The 17,247-nt window shown below is 65.9% G+C and carries 22 protein-coding genes; 17 read left to right on the plus strand and 5 right to left on the minus strand.

Annotated elements, in window-relative coordinates; translation table 11 throughout:
• Nucleotides 1-23 precede the first annotated feature (23 nt).
• A complete protein-coding gene (fadD8, locus tag GGC64_RS25725; protein WP_192725417.1) occupies nucleotides 24-1,634 on the plus strand; it encodes a fatty-acid--CoA ligase FadD8 in 1,611 nt (536 codons plus the stop codon).
• A gap of 4 nt (nucleotides 1,635-1,638) precedes the next feature.
• A complete protein-coding gene (locus tag GGC64_RS25730; RefSeq protein WP_192725418.1) occupies nucleotides 1,639-2,160 on the plus strand; it encodes a putative immunity protein in 522 nt (173 codons plus the stop codon).
• Nucleotides 2,161-2,271: 111 nt separating this feature from the next.
• Here the strand turns inward: GGC64_RS25730 and GGC64_RS25735 are convergent, their stop codons facing one another.
• On the minus strand, nucleotides 2,272-2,481 hold the full coding sequence (locus GGC64_RS25735; RefSeq protein ID WP_192725419.1) for a hypothetical protein: 210 nt from the start codon (nucleotides 2,479-2,481) through the stop codon (nucleotides 2,272-2,274).
• Nucleotides 2,482-2,582: 101 nt separating this feature from the next.
• On the opposite strand from GGC64_RS25735, the gene GGC64_RS25740 reads away from it, so the two are divergent.
• From GGC64_RS25740 to GGC64_RS25790, 11 genes are all read left to right on the plus strand, one after another.
• Nucleotides 2,583-3,203 (plus strand): TetR/AcrR family transcriptional regulator, encoded by a 621-nt coding sequence (locus tag GGC64_RS25740; RefSeq protein ID WP_192725420.1) that lies wholly within the window; start codon nucleotides 2,583-2,585, stop codon nucleotides 3,201-3,203.
• Nucleotides 3,175-3,834 carry an enoyl-CoA hydratase/isomerase family protein gene (locus GGC64_RS25745; RefSeq protein WP_192725421.1) on the plus strand — a complete coding sequence of 220 codons (660 nt, stop codon included), beginning with the start codon at nucleotides 3,175-3,177 and terminating at the stop codon, nucleotides 3,832-3,834. The genes GGC64_RS25740 and GGC64_RS25745 overlap by 29 nt, the downstream gene beginning before the upstream one ends.
• Nucleotides 3,835-3,894: 60 nt before the next feature.
• Entirely contained in the window at nucleotides 3,895-5,097 is a 1,203-nt protein-coding gene (locus tag GGC64_RS25750) for an RNA polymerase sigma factor (protein ID WP_192725930.1), read from the plus strand.
• Nucleotide 5,098: 1 nt separating this feature from the next.
• Nucleotides 5,099-5,791: an HAD family hydrolase gene (locus tag GGC64_RS25755; RefSeq protein WP_192725422.1), complete on the plus strand. Its 693-nt coding sequence runs from the start codon at nucleotides 5,099-5,101 to the stop codon at nucleotides 5,789-5,791.
• A 14-nt stretch (nucleotides 5,792-5,805) separates the two neighbouring features.
• Complete coding sequence (locus tag GGC64_RS25760) at nucleotides 5,806-6,024, plus strand: hypothetical protein (RefSeq protein ID WP_192725423.1); 219 nt, start codon at nucleotides 5,806-5,808, stop codon at nucleotides 6,022-6,024.
• On the plus strand, nucleotides 6,021-6,932 hold the full coding sequence (locus GGC64_RS25765) for a 1,4-dihydroxy-2-naphthoyl-CoA synthase (RefSeq protein ID WP_192725424.1): 912 nt from the start codon (nucleotides 6,021-6,023) through the stop codon (nucleotides 6,930-6,932). Before GGC64_RS25760 ends, GGC64_RS25765 begins: the two co-directional genes overlap by 4 nt.
• Nucleotides 6,933-7,073: 141 nt before the next feature.
• Entirely contained in the window at nucleotides 7,074-7,283 is a 210-nt protein-coding gene (locus GGC64_RS25770; RefSeq protein ID WP_192725425.1) for a hypothetical protein, read from the plus strand.
• A 118-nt stretch (nucleotides 7,284-7,401) separates the two neighbouring features.
• The gene (locus tag GGC64_RS25775) at nucleotides 7,402-8,910 is read left to right on the plus strand and encodes an RNA polymerase sigma factor (protein WP_192725426.1); all 1,509 of its coding nucleotides are present in this window, start codon (nucleotides 7,402-7,404) and stop codon (nucleotides 8,908-8,910) included.
• A 137-nt stretch (nucleotides 8,911-9,047) separates the two neighbouring features.
• Entirely contained in the window at nucleotides 9,048-9,584 is a 537-nt protein-coding gene (locus GGC64_RS25780; protein WP_192725427.1) for a hypothetical protein, read from the plus strand.
• A gap of 206 nt (nucleotides 9,585-9,790) precedes the next feature.
• Entirely contained in the window at nucleotides 9,791-10,975 is a 1,185-nt protein-coding gene (locus tag GGC64_RS25785; RefSeq protein WP_192725428.1) for a PrsW family intramembrane metalloprotease, read from the plus strand.
• A 160-nt stretch (nucleotides 10,976-11,135) separates the two neighbouring features.
• The gene (locus GGC64_RS25790; protein WP_192725429.1) at nucleotides 11,136-11,411 is read left to right on the plus strand and encodes a hypothetical protein; all 276 of its coding nucleotides are present in this window, start codon (nucleotides 11,136-11,138) and stop codon (nucleotides 11,409-11,411) included.
• Here GGC64_RS25790 and GGC64_RS25795 read toward each other — a convergent pair whose 3' ends face one another.
• The gene (locus GGC64_RS25795) at nucleotides 11,412-11,939 is read right to left on the minus strand and encodes a pyridoxamine 5'-phosphate oxidase family protein (protein WP_192725430.1); all 528 of its coding nucleotides are present in this window, start codon (nucleotides 11,937-11,939) and stop codon (nucleotides 11,412-11,414) included. It lies immediately after the preceding gene.
• Between the two features lie 64 nt (nucleotides 11,940-12,003).
• Between GGC64_RS25795 and GGC64_RS25800 the strand changes: the two genes are divergently transcribed.
• Genes GGC64_RS25800 through GGC64_RS25810 form a run of 3 tightly spaced genes read left to right on the plus strand, consistent with a single transcriptional unit; the run spans nucleotide 12,004 to nucleotide 14,827 of the window.
• Nucleotides 12,004-12,882 (plus strand): SDR family oxidoreductase, encoded by an 879-nt coding sequence (locus GGC64_RS25800; protein WP_192725431.1) that lies wholly within the window; start codon nucleotides 12,004-12,006, stop codon nucleotides 12,880-12,882.
• 2 nt (nucleotides 12,883-12,884) lie between these two features.
• Nucleotides 12,885-14,432: a long-chain-fatty-acid--CoA ligase gene (locus tag GGC64_RS25805; protein WP_192725432.1), complete on the plus strand. Its 1,548-nt coding sequence runs from the start codon at nucleotides 12,885-12,887 to the stop codon at nucleotides 14,430-14,432.
• A 23-nt stretch (nucleotides 14,433-14,455) separates the two neighbouring features.
• Nucleotides 14,456-14,827 carry a VOC family protein gene (locus GGC64_RS25810; RefSeq protein ID WP_192725433.1) on the plus strand — a complete coding sequence of 124 codons (372 nt, stop codon included), beginning with the start codon at nucleotides 14,456-14,458 and terminating at the stop codon, nucleotides 14,825-14,827.
• Nucleotides 14,828-14,837: 10 nt separating this feature from the next.
• Here GGC64_RS25810 and GGC64_RS25815 read toward each other — a convergent pair whose 3' ends face one another.
• The 3 genes from GGC64_RS25815 to GGC64_RS25825 are packed head-to-tail and all read right to left on the minus strand — an operon-like array spanning nucleotide 14,838 to nucleotide 16,713.
• A complete protein-coding gene (locus GGC64_RS25815; protein ID WP_192725434.1) occupies nucleotides 14,838-15,143 on the minus strand; it encodes a DUF3349 domain-containing protein in 306 nt (101 codons plus the stop codon).
• A gap of 6 nt (nucleotides 15,144-15,149) precedes the next feature.
• Nucleotides 15,150-15,434 carry a hypothetical protein gene (locus GGC64_RS25820; RefSeq protein WP_192725435.1) on the minus strand — a complete coding sequence of 95 codons (285 nt, stop codon included), beginning with the start codon at nucleotides 15,432-15,434 and terminating at the stop codon, nucleotides 15,150-15,152.
• Between the two features lie 31 nt (nucleotides 15,435-15,465).
• Nucleotides 15,466-16,713, minus strand: coding sequence for an inorganic phosphate transporter (locus GGC64_RS25825; RefSeq protein ID WP_192725436.1), 1,248 nt, complete (start codon nucleotides 16,711-16,713; stop codon nucleotides 15,466-15,468).
• Between the two features lie 221 nt (nucleotides 16,714-16,934).
• Here GGC64_RS25825 and GGC64_RS25830 point away from each other — a divergent pair, with 221 nt between their 5' ends.
• A complete protein-coding gene (locus GGC64_RS25830; protein WP_192725437.1) occupies nucleotides 16,935-17,237 on the plus strand; it encodes a DUF3349 domain-containing protein in 303 nt (100 codons plus the stop codon).
• Nucleotides 17,238-17,247: the final 10 nt, after the last annotated feature.

The following is a 17,247-nucleotide window of genomic DNA, read 5'->3' on the forward strand; positions in this document are numbered from 1 at the left end:
GAACACGTTCTAGTCTGGACGTCATGACGGACGAGCTGCTACGCCATCCCCTGCACTCCGGCCACCTCACGGTCGGTGCTCTCAAACGCAATAAAGACAAGCCCGTGCTGTTCCTCGGCGAGACCACGCTGACCGGCGGACAGCTCGCCGACCGCATCAGCCAGTACATTCAGGCCTTCGAGGCATTGGGGGCGGGTTCCGGGGCGGCCGTCGGGCTGTTGTCGCTGAACCGGCCCGAGGTGCTGATGATCATCGGCGCCGGGCAGACGCAGGGCTACCGGCGCACCGCACTACACCCTCTCGGCTCTTTGGACGATCACGCCTACGTGTTGTCCGATGCGGGGGTCACGTCGCTGATCATCGATCCGAATCCGATGTTCGTCGAGCGGGCGCTCGGGCTGCTGGAGAAGGTGCCTTCGTTGAAGCAGGTGTTGACGATCGGCCCGGTTCCCGAAGCGTTGGCCGGCAGCACTGCCAAAGCCGTCGACTTGAACGCCGAGGCGTCCAAATATTCGCCGCAGCCGCTGGTGGCCGCCGACTTGGCGCCCGACCACATCGGCGGGCTGACGTACACCGGCGGCACGACCGGTAAGCCGAAGGGCGTCATCGGCACCACGCAGTCGATCACCACGATGACGACGGTTCAGCTCGCCGAGTGGGAGTGGCCCGAGCATCCGAAGTTCTTGATGTGCACGCCGCTGTCGCACGCGGGCGCGGCGTTCTTCACTCCCACGATCGTCAAGGGCGGCGAGCTCGTCGTGCTGACCAAGTTCGACCCGGCCGAGGTGCTGCGGGTGATCGAGGAGCAGAAGATCACCGCGACCATGCTGGTGCCGTCGATGATCTACGCGCTGATGGACCATCCGGATTCGCACACCCGCGACCTGTCGTCGCTGGAGACCGTGTACTACGGCGCTTCGGCGATGAACCCCGTGCGACTTGCCGAGGCGATTCGCCGGTTCGGCCCGATCTTCGCGCAGTACTACGGGCAGTCCGAGGCGCCGATGGTGATCACGTACTTGGCCAAGGGTGATCACGACGAGAAGCGGTTGACGTCGTGCGGGCGGCCGACGCTGTTCTGCCGCGTGGCGCTGCTCGGCGACGACGGACACCCGGTGCCGCAGGGCGAAGTCGGCGAGATCTGTGTGTCGGGCCCGCTGTTGTCCGGCGGCTACTGGAATCTGCCCGAGGCGACGGCCGACACGTTCCGCGACGGCTGGATGCACACCGGTGATCTGGCCCGCGAGGACGAGGACGGCTTCTACTACATCGTCGACCGGACCAAGGACATGATTGTCACCGGCGGCTTCAATGTGTTCCCACGCGAGGTGGAAGACGTTGTGGCAGAGCATCCTTCGGTTGCGCAGGTGTGCGTGATCGGCACCCCCGACGAGAAGTGGGGTGAGGCCGTGACGGCTGTGGTGGTGCTGCGGCCGGACGCACCGTCTGACGACGAGGCGGTGGAACGGATGACCGCGGAGATCCAGGCCGCGGTCAAGGAACGCAAGGGTTCGGTGCAGTCGCCCAAACAGGTGATCGTCGTCGACTCGGTGCCGGTGACCGCACTGGGCAAGCCGGACAAGAAGGCTGTGCGCGCGCAGTTCTGGGAGGGCGCGGGCCGCGCAGTCGGCTAGGGCCGTGAGCGAAGTCGAGCTGAGCAAGCAGGATCTTCGCGAGGTCACCGCGTTTGCCGCTGCATGCGCGGAGGCGGTGCTGTCGATTTTCGAGGCCGAGCGGCCAGACGACTCACGGCCTCGAGACGCGATTGGTGCCGCATGGGAATTCGCGCGGGGCGGCGAGCGCGGGAAGTCGCTGCGGGTCAACGCGTGGGCGGCTCTTGACGCAGCCAAGTGTGTCGACACAGCGGCCGCGCGCGAGGCGGCGTGGGCGGTGATGTCCGCGGCCGGCGCCGCCTACCTACATCCGTTGGCCAAGGCCAGCCAGGTCAAACACATTCTCGGAGCAGGGGCTTACGCAGCGCGAGCGGCCGAGCTTGCGGCCGGCGACGATCCGCGCGTCGGCTCCGAACACGTTGAGCGAGTGGCGGATCGGGCGACCGCGGGTGTCGTTGATGTGCTGAAGCGATTTCCGGCAGCGCCGGCCGGCGGCGGACGGGTCGGTGAGTTGGTCCGAATGCTCGACATGCTTCTTCGGCATTAACCGCTCCGAGGGCATATGTCGAAGTTCCCGGCTCTGGGCGACAAAGTCGCCGCCAGCGACAATGTCGCTTCAAGCCGGGCAATTTGAGAGGTGGGTCCCCACGCGCTCGCGCTAGTCGAGCAGCGCGTCGATCTCGGCGCGTAGTCGCTCGATGCGCTCGGCTTCGGGCGGGATGCAGCGGCTCTCCTCGGCGGCCCGTTGCCAGCCCAGCCGCCACATGCGAGCGACGGCACGGTCGCCCATCCCCGCGTACGGGTTGAGAAGCGTATGCCCGAACGCCTTTCGCCCTTCGCGGTATGCGGTGACAAGCCGGTGCGCCATAGCACCAACTTTCCGCCTCGATGGTTGCTACTGCCCGCATTGCCTCGGCGTGTCATGCAGCCATTTGATAACAGAGCAAGCGCTCTGTTACTTTGGCTCTCATGCCCCGGCCGCAGGTGTACGACCGCGACGCGATGCTCGACGCGGCCGAACAACTCGCCGTCGAGGGCGGCGTCACGGCCGTCACCATCCGCGCGGTGTCCGAGCGGGCCGGCATCTCCAACGGTGCGATCTATCACGCGTTCGGATCCCGAGGCGGCCTCGTCGGTCGCGCCTGGGTGCGCGCCGCCCGACGGTTCCTGACACTGCAGAAGCAGGCCGTCGACGCCGAAGCCGACCCTGTGCGCGCCGTCATCGTCGCGGCCGACGCACCAGCGGTGTTCAGCAAGCAGTACCCGCAGTCGGCACGGCTGTGGCTGAGCATTCCCCGCGACGAGTTGATCGGCGACGCACCCGCCGACGTGGGAGCCGAGCTCCGTGCGCTGGAAGCCGACCTTCGCGACATGCTGATCCGCTTGTCGATCGCGATGTTCGACCGCAAGGACGCCGCCGCCGTCGCCGTGATCGAGGACTGCATCGTCGGCCTGCCCACCGGTCTGATGCTGCGCAGGCCGATGCCCCCGACCAACGACACTCGCCGCCGCCTTGCGACCGCGGTGGAAGCCATCCTGTCCGTCAAGTTAGGAGAAGTGAATGCCCGCCCATCTCGAAATCACCGATGACATAGCCGTTTTGAATCTCGGCGACAACGAAAACCGGTTCTCACCGGAATGGTTGCAGACCGTCAACGGCTTCCTCGACCGCGTCGAGGCGGGCGAGGCCAAGGCGCTCGTCACCACCGGCGACGGGAAGTTCTACTCGAACGGACTGGACCTGGACTGGCTTGGCGCCCATAGTGATCAAGGCGACTGGTATGTCGGCCAGGTCCAGCAACTGTTGGCTCGCGTGCTCGTCGCACCGGTACCAACCGTCGCCGCCGTCAACGGCCACGCGTTCGGCGCAGGCTCAATGTTGGCGACAGCGCACGACTTTCGCGTCATGCGGGCCGACCGCGGTTACTTCTGCTTCCCCGAGGTCGACATCCACATCCCCTTCACTGAAGGCATGGCCGCACTGATCCAGTCGAAGCTCACCCCCGCTGCCGCGGTCGAGGCGATGACCACAGGACGCCGCTACGGCGGCGCCGACGCCGAGGCCGTCGGTCTGGTCACCGCCACCGCTCCCGAAGGCAAGGTGGTCTCGACGGCCGTCGACCTCGTCGCGCCGCTGAAGGGCAAGGATCCCGGCACGCTGCAGGCGATCAAGTCGACGATGTTCGCGAGCGCAATCGCCGCACTGCGCGGACAGGCGTAAGCGGCTCGGCACAATGGGCACGTGCCGGAGCTACAGCAGACCGTCGATGCGGTCTGGCGGATGGAGGCCGCCAAGATCGTCGCGACGCTGACCCGCGCCGTCGGCGACGTCGGCCTCGCCGAGGACCTGGCGCAGGAAGCCCTCGTCGACGCGCTGACGCAGTGGCCTTCCTCGGGCGTTCCACGCAACGCCGGAGCCTGGCTGACCACCGTCGCCAAGCGCAAGGCCATCGACTATTGGCGGCGGCAGGAGAACCTCGACGCCAAATACGCGGTGTTGGCGCACGAGCTCGAAACCACGCTCGATGAGGCATGGGACCCCGACCGCATCGACGACGACGTGCTGCGGCTGATCTTCATCTCGTCGCACCCGGTGCTGTCGCGAGAAGGCCAGATCGCGCTGACGCTGCGCGTGGTCGGCGGCCTGACCACCGACGAGATCGCCCGCGCGTTCCTGACGTCGGCGGCGACGGTCGCCGCGCGGATCACCCGGGCCAAGAAGACGCTGGCCGCCGCGAACGTGCCTTTCGAGGTGCCGGACCGGTCGGAGTATCCGCGGCGACTGTCTGCGGTGCTCGCCGTCATCTACCTCATCTACAACGAGGGCTATTCGGCGTCGTTCGGACAGCGCTGGATCCGCGACGAGCTGTGTAGCGAAGCGCTGCGACTGGGCAGAGTGCTGGCGGCGCTGGTGCCCGACGAAGCCGAGGTGCACGGACTGGTGTCGCTGATGGAATTTCAGTCGTCACGGCTCGCGGCGCGCACCGACGCCGACGGACGCCCCATCCTGCTCGAGGACCAAAACCGCGCCAAATGGGATCGCGCGCAGATCCAGCGCGGTGTCGCGGCGTTGGAACGCGCCGCAAATGCCTTGCAGCGCAAGGGTGTTGGGTGGGGTCCGTACGCGTTGCAGGCGGCGCTCGCCGAATGTCACGCCGTCGCGCCGACCGCTGCCGACACCGACTGGGCGCGCATCGTGCTGCTGTACGACGGACTGCGCCAGATCGCACCGTCGCCGGTGGTCGAACTCAACCGCGCGGTGGCCGTCGCGATGGCTGATGGCCCGGCCACCGCGCTGAAGATCGTCGACGGCATCGACGGCCTTGCGGATTCGTATCTGTTGCCCAGCGTGCGCGGTGAGTTGCTGGCACGGCTCGGTCGGGATGCCGAGGCCGCCGACGAGTTCGACCGCGCGGCAAAGATGACCGACAACGAGCGTGAACGAGAAGTGTTAGCGGACAAGGCCGCTCGGGCCCGTGGCTAGCATGGGACGAATGACTGTTCGCGCCGTCCTGCTCGACTATTCCGGCACGTTGTTTCGCCTCGAAGAGGACGAGAGCTGGTTCGAGGGCATCACGGTGGACGAGCGTGAGGTCGACGGGCACGTGCAGGCCGAACTGATGCGCCGGCTCACCTCGCCGGTTGGACAGCACGTCGACATGACGCCCGAGGCCTACCACGCGTGGGTCAACCGCGACCTCGCTCCCCACCTGCATCGCGAGGCGTACCTGCACGTGCTGCGCGAATCCGGGCTCGCCGAGCACCATGCTGAGACGCTCTACGGCAGGGCGATCGATCCGTCCTCTTGGACGCCTTATCCCGACACCGCAGCGGTGCTCGAGGGTCTGCATCGGCAGGGCATCCAAACCGCGGTCGTGTCGAATATCGCGTTCGACGTCCGCCCGGCGTTCGTGACCCTTGGCGTCGCCGACTATGTGGGCGAGTTCGTGCTGTCCTATGAGGTCGGCGTCATCAAGCCGGACGCAGCGATCTTCGAGACCGCGCTGTCACGGCTCGGTGTCGAGGCCACCGACGCCGTAATGGTCGGTGACAGCGACGAGGCAGACGGCGGCGCCCGCGCGATCGGCTGCGGATTCAGCCTCGTCGACCCGCTGCCGACCGTCGAACGGCCCGAGGGCCTGCGCAAAGCGCTGGCCGACCACGGTGTGACGGCTTGAGTAGCGTTACGGGCATGTCCAACGGTGAGCGCATCCGACCGCCCTGGTGGTTGAAGTACGTGAACAAGGTGCTGATCGGGGTGCAGCCGCTGCTGCGGGAGTTTCCGATCAAGGTGCCGACGGGCGTCGGCTTCATCAAGAACGCGGGTCTGGTGACCGGACCCAATCCCGACGAGTTCGAGGCGTTGGCGGGCCGTTGCCCGGTGTTCCGGCTGGATCCGGTGAACGCATGAGCGACAACCCTTTTGACGCGTCGATGTGGCAGCCCGTCGAGGGTTTCGAGCTGACGGACATCACGTATCACCGGCATGTGCTCGACGGGAAGCCGCAGCCGACGGTGCGCGTCGCTTTCGACAGGCCGGAGGTACGCAACGCGTTTCGGCCACACACCGTCGACGAGTTGTACCGTGTGCTCGACCACGCCCGGATGTGGCCCGAGGTCGGCGTCATCCTGTTGACCGGCAACGGGCCCGCACCCAAAGACGGCGGCTGGGCGTTCTGCTCCGGTGGCGATCAGCGCATCCGTGGCCGCAGCGGCTACCAGTACGCCTCAGGTGACACGGCCGAGACGGTCGACCCCGCACGCGCCGGCCGACTCCACATCCTCGAGGTGCAGCGGTTGATCCGGTTCATGCCGAAGGTGGTGATCTGCCTTGTCAACGGCTGGGCGGCCGGCGGCGGGCACAGCCTGCACGTGACGTGCGACCTGACCCTGGCCAGTCGCGAGCACGCCCGGTTCAAGCAGACCGACCCCGACGTCGGCAGCTTCGACGGCGGTTACGGCAGTGCGTATTTGGCGAAACAGGTGGGCCAGAAATTCGCGCGCGAGATCTTCTTCCTCGGCAGGCCTTACACCGCCGAGCAGATGCATGCGATGGGCGCGGTCAACGAGGTCGTCGACCACGTCGATCTGGAGAAGGTCGGCCTACAGTGGGCGGCCGCAATCAACGGCAAGTCGCCGCAGGCGATCCGGATGCTCAAGTACGCGTTCAATCTGAGCGACGACGGGCTGGTCGGCCAGCAGCTGTTCGCCGGTGAGGCAACAAGGTTGGCGTACATGACCGACGAGGCAGTCGAGGGCCGCGACGCATTCCTGCAGAAGCGCGACCCGGATTGGACGCCGTTCCCGCGCTACTTCTAGCGATTTGTGTGCGTTCAGGAGCGCTGAGCGCGCCTAGACGCACACAAATCACTCGGAAAAAAGTGTCACCAGTGGCGCGTCCCGCTGCACATACCTGTGAGCCGAGGCCAAAGGACTCGGACGAGACCAGGAGAAGCAGACATGACCGCTGCCCTCAAGCCCAGGACGACCGCGAAGGTCGGCGCCGGACTGGCCATAGTTGCCAGCGCGTTGGTATTCGCCTCGGCCAACCTCGGCGCGCCGCCTGCGCCTTCGGGCCATTCGATCGTGGTCCCCGCTCCTCAGCAACCGACGGTGCTGGGGCGGGGCACGCTGCCGGCCCGGCATCTGCCGAACGTGCTGGCGGGCTGACCATCACCGCGCGCGCCGAAGGCAATTACAACGATGTTTGCCGGATCAATTTCAATCATTTCCTCACCGAACTATCCTCACAACCACGGGGATTTGGCGTCGTAGGCAGGGGGATGCCATGACCGCAGCGGTGCCCGGTCGGCACGTCGTCAGCGATGCTGAGCTGGTCCACGCCGCAGCCGCAGGCGACCGCGCAGCCTTTGCGGCCATCTACGACCGTTATGCCGATCCGCTGCACGACTTCTGCATCGGCATGCTGCGCAATCGGGAAGCGGCAGCAGACTGTGTGCACGACGCATTTTGTATTGCCGCCAACAGCCTTTCGAAGCTGCGCGAACCGGCCAAGCTGCGGCCCTGGCTGTATTCGATAGCCCGCTACGAAGCCCTGCGCTGCCTGCGCGGACGCAAACGGGAACAGGCCGTTGACGAACTCCCCGAGGAGTTGGACACCGGGCCCGGCCCGGCCACGCTCACGCGGCGCAACGAGTTGGCCGAACTGATCGCCGCCGCGGCGGGCGGCTTGTCCGAACGTGACCGCGCGGTCTATGAGCTGGCCTACCGCAAGGGCCTGGAAGGCGCCGATCTCGCGGAAGCTCTGGGCGTCAGCGCATCGAACGCCAAGAAGATGGCTCAGCGGCTGCGCGAGACCATCGAACGCTCGCTGGGGGCGCTGCTGGTGTCGCGGGCGGCCCGCAACAACGTCAACGCGTGCCCCGGGCTCGCCGAGATTCTCGACGGCTGGGACGGCAAGTTCACCGTGCTCATGCGCAAGCGCATCTCCCGCCACATCGAGTCCTGTCCGACTTGTGATGACCTGCGGCGCCGAATGGTCAATCCCACCGCGCTACTCGGCTCGGCCCCGCTGCTGATCTCGGCGCCCGCCGCGTTGCGTCACCGCACGTTGGACAGCATCAGACTGGTTTCTTCGTCCGGTCCGGCCCCCACGCCACAGCACACCGGCGCCGAAGCCACGGTCGTCATGCGCACGATCGCCAGCGAGCCCACTGTCGTCATGCACACGCTCGCCACCCGAAGCGCCTCCGGTGACGGTGAGAGCAGAGGCAGTCGGTTCACCCGGCGGGCTGTGGCGGGCGCCGGGCTGATAGCCGGGCTGATCGCAGTTCCCGCGGTGGCCATCGCGGTGCAGCACAACCATGAGACATCCGTGAATCCCGCGAACGTGATCCAGTCGTCGGTGTCTCCGAGCACGATTGCTCGGCGGGTGACCCCGCCGACGACTCTTCCTGCCGTGTCGATCGCGGCTCCCCCGACCGAATCCGGCCCCCCTCCGGCCCGAGTCGTCGAGCACGACCCGACGATCACGTACGAGGCCCCGGCCACCGTGACGGCGCCGCCGCAGCCGACTGGCGCCGGTGCCTCGCCAAGCGTCGGCCCGACCACGCGGACAAGCAAGGTCTTTACTCCTCCGCCGGTGAATACCCAGACCCCACAAGAGATTCCGACGCTCACACCCACTGCGCCCACCGAGGCGATTCAGCCGAATCCGCCAAGCGGCGGCAGCACGATCACACCGTCACCGGGCGGGAGGAACATTCGTACGCCTCCCACGAGTCTGGAACCTCTACAGCCGGACTTCGGCGGCAGCGGTGACGGCCCCGTCGGCTGAGCCGGCGCCGAATACCACCCCAAAAACTGGTCACCAAATCGACCGTTCGCCACTCATACCTGTGCGGCCCCACTGGGTCGCACCAACGGCATGAATGGCCGGGCGGCTCACGGCCGCCTCAGAACACAGGAGCGGTGATGATGACATCGACATTCTGGTACCGGATGCCCGCAAGCGCGCGCATCACGGCGACCGGGGTTTTCGGCCTCGCGGCAGGCATAGCGCTTTCTTCGCTGTACTACAGCGTCGCGGGGGGCAAGATCTCGGTCTTCGGGATCGCCATGGCGGGTTATGTGACCGTGGTGATGCTGATTTCGGCGATCGTGGGCGAGCGCCTTGCGCGCCGAAACTTCGGCTCGATAGAGCAGTACCTCGTCTACGCGGGGGCGTTGCGTTCGGGTGAATTGCCGACGCGCGTCGACCTCGATACCTGGCGCGGTTGGCTCGCACGTAGCCGCAGACTCAACCGACAAGCACCGGTAATGGTCCCGCTGCTGGGTGTCTTCGGGGTGGCACGCGCCTTGCACCATCCGTCGCTGGATCACGCAATCGTCGCTGGATTTCTCGGGCTGGGCGCGGCAGTCATCGTTGTCAACTGGTTTCTGCTTCGCGGGCGAATCTCCCGGCTTGCCGAAGCCGTTGAGCGCAGGGCAAACGAACTGCCGACAGACTGACCAGAACCCTTCGTGCACAGACTTTTTCACGAAGTCAGACCCATGACACGCCTTTGCCCGGGGCGTGTCATCGGTGTCTGGACAGTGGACGATTCCCATCCTTTTCGAAATCGCTTGACAGAAAAGTGTCACCGCGCGGGCCTGCCGTTGCTCCAAGTCTGTGAATGACGCTCAACGGGAGCGTCGACACACCTCAAGGAGTCAACATGACCGTCGTCCTCGAGCGCCCGAAACAGCAGGCGCCCGTCGTACAACCACTGCCCTCAGTAGCCGCCCGAACGGCACGGCCCCGACGGGCACTGCGGGTGACCACCTGGATCACTCTGGGTATCAGCTCGGTGGCCTGGCTGGCCGGGATGCTCATGATGGGAATGTCGGCAACTGCAGCAGGGTTGGCGCTGTCACTCGGTCTGGCGATTGTGCCTGTCCCCGTCGTCCTGGCGGCGTTCCGGTGGATCGACCGCGCCGAACCCGAACCCGCCCGACTGCTACTGGTCGCGTTCATCTGGGGTGCCACCACCGCCGCCATCGTCAGCGTGCTGGTCGAGACGTTCGTGGGCGGCCCGCTCTGGTTGAGCGCAGGAACCGTCGAAGAAGTCGCCAAGGGATTCATCCTGGTGGCCCTCGTGTGGTTCGCGCGTTCAGAATTCGACGGGGTCATCGACGGCATCGTCTACGGCGGCTTTGTCGCCACCGGCTTCGCCTTCACCGAAAACATCGGCTACTACGTCAAGGCCTACACAGTCGGTCTGCTCGCCGACCCCACTGCCGAGATCGTGCCCGGCCAGTACCACACCGGCGATGTGCTGCTGAATTTCGTGATGCGCGGCGTGATTCTGCCGTTCTCGCATCCGCTGTTCACCGTCATGTTCGGCATCGGGCTCGGAATCGCAGTCGCCAGCGCCAAGCGTGCGGTGCGGATCATCGCTCCTGTCGTCGGGCTGGCCGTCGCGATGGCCTTGCACTCGGTGTGGGACTACGTGCTGTTCTCGAATCCCTCACCGGAGGGGCTCCTCGTGTTCCTCGGGGTTTCGGCGGCGGTCTTCATCGCGATGATCGTCATCGTCAGCCGGATCCGTCGACGCGAGCTCCGCAGCATTGGAGCGCACCTGCAGGGCTATGCCAACCGTGGATGGTTCGCGCACACCGAACTGCCCGCCCTGACGACGTTCAAGGGTCGCCGGGCAGCCCGGCGCTGGGCCGCGTCCATCAGTGGCAAGCAAGGCAAACGCGCGATGGTCGACGTACAGCACTCCGCCGCCAAGTTGGGGCTGCTGCACCGCAAGTTGGCCGCAGGCCGCCCCGTTCCGGACTTCGCTATTCGCCAGCGCGATCTGCTGGTGAAGCTGGCAGGCGCCCGGACGGTACTCGCGCTGGGTCAGTCGTTCTGACCTCCGGCAGACGAGTCGCGCCGGCCCGGGCCGGCGGGGATCACCACCGGGCGTCCCCGCCGGCCCGTCCGCCGTGGCCCAGAAAAGTGTCCCCGTCACGCCGCGTTGATGCACCTACCTGAGAAGCCCGACAAACTGCGACCCTGACAAAGGACGACTCATGGCCCACGAACACCTGCTAGCCGACAATTCCCGCGAGTTCTTTCAGACCTCGAAGTTGATCGAGTTGATCATTTCGCATCCGCTGCTCGCGCTGATCGGCATGCTCGGGATCTTGGCCGCATACGGCTGTTCGGAGATCGCGATGAGAAAGAACCGCAACGACCGACTGTGGGCAACTCTTGGCCTGCTTTTCAGCGTCGTCCCCCTCATCGCGCTGCTGGCACTCCCGTCAATCGAGCAGACGCCCCGCATCGGAGACCGCGCCAGGGCGTGACTATCCAGTGGGTCGGAATCGGGTCTGGCCGTGCGGCGACTTCGTGAATGCCAGCACCTTGGCCGGAAGCACCCGGAACACGTGGGCGATGTGGCGCTCACCGCTGCTGTCGGTGTGCCCGAAGCCGTCGTCGTCGGGCGTGTAATCCCAATCACCGCTGTACTTTTCGCGAATCGCGTCGGCCAACGGCGACAAGATATCGAGGCCGGTCAACCGTTCCGCGTTGCCCTCGACGACGACGTCCAGCCCGTCGTTCCACGTGTTCACCCCTGTGGTGACCGTGACGGCGGTACCGTGCGCCAAATTGCGGGCCTTCTGTTCCTCGGGCCCTGTGCAGAACACGAACGCCGGCCCTTGTTGGTTATCCACCCACGCGCCCACCAACGGCGTGGTGTGCGGGCGGCCGTCCGCGCGGACAGTGGTCAGCCAGTACAACTCGGCGCCGGCCATGGTGCCGCTGACCTGCTGCCAGTCAACCGGCTCTGTCGCCTCACTGAACCTGGTGTCGAGCTTGCCGTTGATCGTCATATCCAATACGACCGCGTCGGCTCGGAAAACTCATCAAAAACTAGACCACCTAAACTCATGAGCTGTGAGCAAGAGCCCGCTGCGCAGGCTGTCCGAGACCCTGCTGCTGACCAGCATGCGGCCTGCGCTGACCGAACAAGCGCTGCGCCGCCGGCGCGACCCCGTTGACCTGGAAGGCAAACGCGTGCTGCTGACCGGGGCATCCTCGGGCATCGGCGAAGCCGCGGCTGAGAAGTTCGCCCGCCGCGGAGCGCGGGTCGTTGTCGCCGCGCGCAGGCAGGAACTGCTCGACGCCCTCGTAGAGCGCATCACGCAGGCAGGCGGCGATGCGAAGGCGTACGCGGTGGACCTGTCCGATCTCGACGCCGTCGACGAACTGGTCGCCAAGGTCGAGCAGGACCTCGGCGGCGTGGACATCCTGATCAACAACGCAGGCCGGTCGATCCGCAGGCCGCTCGCCGAGTCACTGGACCGGTGGCACGACGTCGAGCGGACGATGACGCTGAACTACTACTCGCCGCTGCGGCTGATCCGAGGCATCGCGCCCGGCATGATCGAGCGCGGCGACGGGCACATCATCAACGTTTCGACGTGGGGCGTGTTGAGCGAGTCGTCGCCGTTGTTCGGCGTCTACAACGCCTCGAAGGCGGCACTGTCGGCCGTCAGCCGAGTCATCGAAACCGAATGGGCGGACAAGGGCGTGCATTCGACGCTGCTGTACTACCCGTTGGTGAAGACGCCGATGATCGAACCCACCCGCGCCTACGACGGGCTGCCAGGGTTGACCGCCGCCGAAGCCGCCGATTGGATGATCACCGCGGCGCGCACCCGCCCCGTGCGCATTGCACCCCGAATGGCCGTCACGGCTCATGCCGTGAACAGCTTCGCGCCCAACGCCGTTGACGCGATCATGAAGCGCCAGCGGGTTCAGCCCAAAGACTGACCATGCCGCACCCCGACATCGTCACGATCGCCGAGCTCGTGCGGGTGCACGCGGCCGACCGGGCCGACGCCATCGCGCTCGTGGTCGGCGATCAGGCGATCACGTTCGCCGAGCTCGACGCCCGCTCCAGCCAAGCGGCACAGGCGTTTTCAACTGCCGGGGTGGGGTTTGGCGACCGGGTTGCGTTCATCGAGAAGAACGGCGCGGAATTCTTCGAAGTCGTCTGCGGCCTTGCCAAACTCGGAGCCGTCGGTGTCCCGGTGAACTGGCGACTGACCGCGCAGGAGATGTTGCACATCGTCGCCGACGCACAGGCGAAGGTGGTGGTCGTCGGCTCGGAGTTCTTCGATCGGGTCGAAGCGATCGAAGACCTGCTCACGGCTTCCATCGTGGCCATCGGCGATCACGCCCGCTGGCCGGGCTTCGCCGACTGGGTGACCGCCCAACCGGCCGAAGACCCTGGCGTCACAACGAAATCCGATGACCTCGCGTTTCTGATGTACACCTCGGGCACCACCGGCCCGCCCAAGGGCGTGATGCTGACCAACAACAACTACTTCAGCAAGGCCACCGGAATCGCGGAGAAGTGGCGGTTCGACGTCGAGAGTGTGAGCCTTGCCGTGATGCCGATGTTCCACATGGCGGGCTCGGGTTGGGCGTTGGTCGGGTTCGCCGAGGGCTGCACCACTGTGGTGCTGCGCGACGTCGACCCGTCCGCGATTCTCGATGCCGTTGGGCGGCACCGGATCACCAACATGCTGCTGGTACCCGCGGTGATCCAGATGCTGCTCACGACACCCAGCGACGCCGACTTCTCCAGCGTGCGGGCCATTGTCTACGGCGCCTCGCCGATCACCGACGACGTTCTGGTCAAGGGACTCAAGCGGTTTGGCTGCGAGTTCCTGCAAGTGTACGGATTGACCGAGACCACGGGCTCCATCACCCAACTCGACGAGCATGATCCAGTGCGGCGGCCCGGCCTGCTGCGCTCGTGCGGCAAGCCGTACGCGTGGGTGGATGTTCGTATTGTCGACAAGCAGGGCGTCGACGTTCCGAACGGCGCAGTTGGGGAGCTGTGGACACGCTCGCCCCAGAACATGCTTGGCTACTGGAACAATCCCGATGCGACAGCGGCGACCGTCACCCCCGACGGCTGGCTGAAGACCGGTGACGCCGGCTACCGCGATGACGACGGCTACATCTATCTGCAGGACCGGGTGAAGGACATGATCGTCTCCGGCGGCGAAAACGTATCGCCCGCCGAAGTGGAGAACGTGCTGATGACGCACGCCGCAGTTGCTGACGTAGCGGTCATCGGCGTCCCCGACGAGAAATGGGGCGAGGCGGTCAAGGCGGTCGTTGTGCCCGCGGTTGGGTCCAAGCCGAGTGAGGCCGAGCTGATCGCCTATGCCCGCGAGCGGCTCGCGGGGTTCAAACTGCCCAAATCGGTGGACTTCGCCGACGTGCTGCCCCGCACCCCGAGTGGCAAGCTGCTCAAGCGCACACTGCGCGAACCCTATTGGAAGGGTGTCGAGCGCCGGATCGGCTGACCGGGCGTGATAGACACGGACCCATGGAGATCCTGGCCAGCCGGATGCTGATTCGGCCGGCCGACTATGAGCGGTCGTTGCGGTTCTACCGTGACGAGCTCGGCCTGGCGATCTTTCGCGACTACGGCGCGGGCACGGTGTTCTTCGCCGGCCAGTCACTGATCGAGCTCGCCGCCCACGGCGCCCCGAGCGCGGGCGGCACGATGTGGCTTCAGGTGCGCGACGTGTACGCCGCCGAGCAGCAGCTGCGGGGTCGCGGCGTCGAGATCACCCGCGAGGCAAAGCAAGAACCGTGGGGACTGCACGAAATGCACGTCGTCGATCCTGACGGGACGCTGCTGATCTTCGTCCAGGTGCCCGAAACGCACCCGCTGCGCCGCGACACCAGAGGCTGAACCCCGAGGTTCAGCTGGCAGACGCCGCCAGCGGCCACCCGACGGAAGCCAGCCGAGCAGCGACCTGGTGGATCTCCTCCGGATTGGGTTCCTTCTCGATCACCGCGTGCACCGCATCGCGGATCTGGTCTTCGGTCACCGTCTCGGAATCGGTTGTCTTGAGGATGGATTGGGCCGCCTTGACGACCTCCTCCTCCGTCAGCGACCGCTTCAGCAGCGCCAGCAGCGGGAAGTAGTCCTTCTGCGGAACACCTTCGGGGTAGCCCTCGTGCAGCCACCCGAGCACGTTGTCAAGAACAGTGCGGTTCTCGGTCATGTGCTTTCAGCCCTTCTTGACGCCGGGGAACGGATCAATGCCGAAGTGGTGGATGATCGTGCCCCTGGTGATCCAGAGCAGCGCGGCGACGACCACCAATCCGACGAGCAGAAACAGCAGCAGCCCGAGATACTTCAGCACCGGGTTAGGCGCTGTGACGGTGCCGTCTGGATGTTCGCCCCCGGCACCCGCCGAGAACGCCACCATGCCCGACGCGAAAACCGCTGGCAGTCCGGCGCCGAGGATCAGACCCACCACGAGAACCTTCAAGATCGCTTCTATGTAGTGCATCAACGCTTCCCTATTTCGTCGTGGCTGTTCGCTAGACCGCGGCCGTGTCTTTGGTCGCCTTGGTTGCCTCGCGGACCTCGGCGGGGACGACAGAGTTGGTCGAGTCGTCCCAATCGGCGTTGACGTTGTTGCTGTCGACCTTCTGCTGCTGGGCGCGCCAGTACATGTAGCCCGACAGCGCCACCAAGATGAGGAAGATCACGCCGTCGCCGGCGAGGTCGGAACCGGTGACCGCCTCGATTCCCTCCGAGATCCAGTACGACACCGCGCCGACGAGTGCGGCGGCGGGCAGCGTGATCAGCCAGGCCACCACCATGCGGCCCGCCACGGCCCAGCGCACCTCTGCGCCCGGCTTGCCGACGCCGCTGCCGAGGATCGAACCCGTCGCGACGTGAGTGGTGGACAGCGCCATGCCCGCGGCGCTGGAGCTGAGGATGATCGCGGCCGACGACGCCTCGGCCGCGAGGCCCTGCGGGGACTCGATCTCGACGAGACCCTTTCCGAGCGTGCGGATTACGCGCCAGCCACCGATGTAGGTGCCGAGACCGATGGCGAGCGCGCAACTGAAGATGATCCAGAACGGCAGGCCGTCCTTCTTCACGTCGCCAGTCAGGTGGCCGGTGGTGATCAACGCCAGCGCGATGACGCCCATCGTCTTCTGGGCGTCGTTGGTGCCGTGGCTCAGCGCGACGAGCGACGCGGTCGCGATCTGGCCCCAGCGGAAGCCTTCTTCGCGGCGCTTCGCCAGGACCTTGCGAGTGATGCGGTACACGAGCCAGGTGCCGCACGCGGCGACGAGGCAGGCGATCACCGGTGCGGCGACCGCCGGGATCAGCACCTTCGAGGTGATGCCGCTCCAGTTCACGCCCGCGGTTCCCAGTGCCGCGAGTCCGGCGCCGATCAGACCACCGAAAAGCGCATGCGACGAGCTCGAGGGAATGCCGAACAACCAGGTGAGCAAGTTCCACAGGATGCCGCCGATCAAGCCGGCGAAGATGATCGTCAAACCCATGGATGGGGTGATGTTCGGGAGAAGGTGCCCGCTCTTGCTGTCTTGCACCTTGAGCACAGACGTGGTGACGGTGACCGCGACCTCGACGGAGAGGAAGGCGCCGACGAGGTTCAACACGCCGGCAAGCAACACGGCGGTTTTCGGCTTGAGGGCACCGGTGGCAATCGACGTCGCCATGGCGTTGCCGGTGTCGTGGAATCCGTTGGTGAAGTCGAATGCCAGTGCCGTTGCGATCAAAAGCACCAGGATGATCGTCTCTGCGGTCATGACGCTCATTCTGGGGTGCGATCGGCGAAATCACCTAGTACCGAAGGACCCTAATTGAGCGTGTCGACCTGCGACTTTGCCGAGCCGGGTGAGGTGTTCATCCATTCTTCACCTGATAGCCCAGACTTGTTGGCCTGCGCCGGCGGCCAGGCTGGGCACTACGATCGTTTCAACATGGAGCCGAGGCCGCCGGGTCCTCCGTGGGGAGCTGAGCTGACACTGTGACCAAGTTTCTCGCCAAGATCGTCGCGTGGATCACCGCGGGCTATCCAGAAGGGGTGCCGGGCCCGGATCGCGTCCCGCTGTTCGCACTGCTGAAACCGCGGCTCACCGACGACGAGGTGAAGACCGTCGTGCAGGAACTGCTGGACCGCGGCGAGTTCGACGACATCGACATCGGGGTGCTGATCACCCAGCTCACCGACGGATTGCCCGCTCCCGAAGATATCGACCGAGTGCGAAATCGACTGGCCGCCAAGGGTTGGCCGCTGGACGATCCGCGTGAACCCGGGGAGTCCGAATAACCGTCCTGCG

Origin of the sequence: Mycobacterium sp. OAS707, from assembly GCF_014873705.1 — a bacterium.
GTDB lineage: Bacteria > Actinomycetota > Actinomycetes > Mycobacteriales > Mycobacteriaceae > Mycobacterium.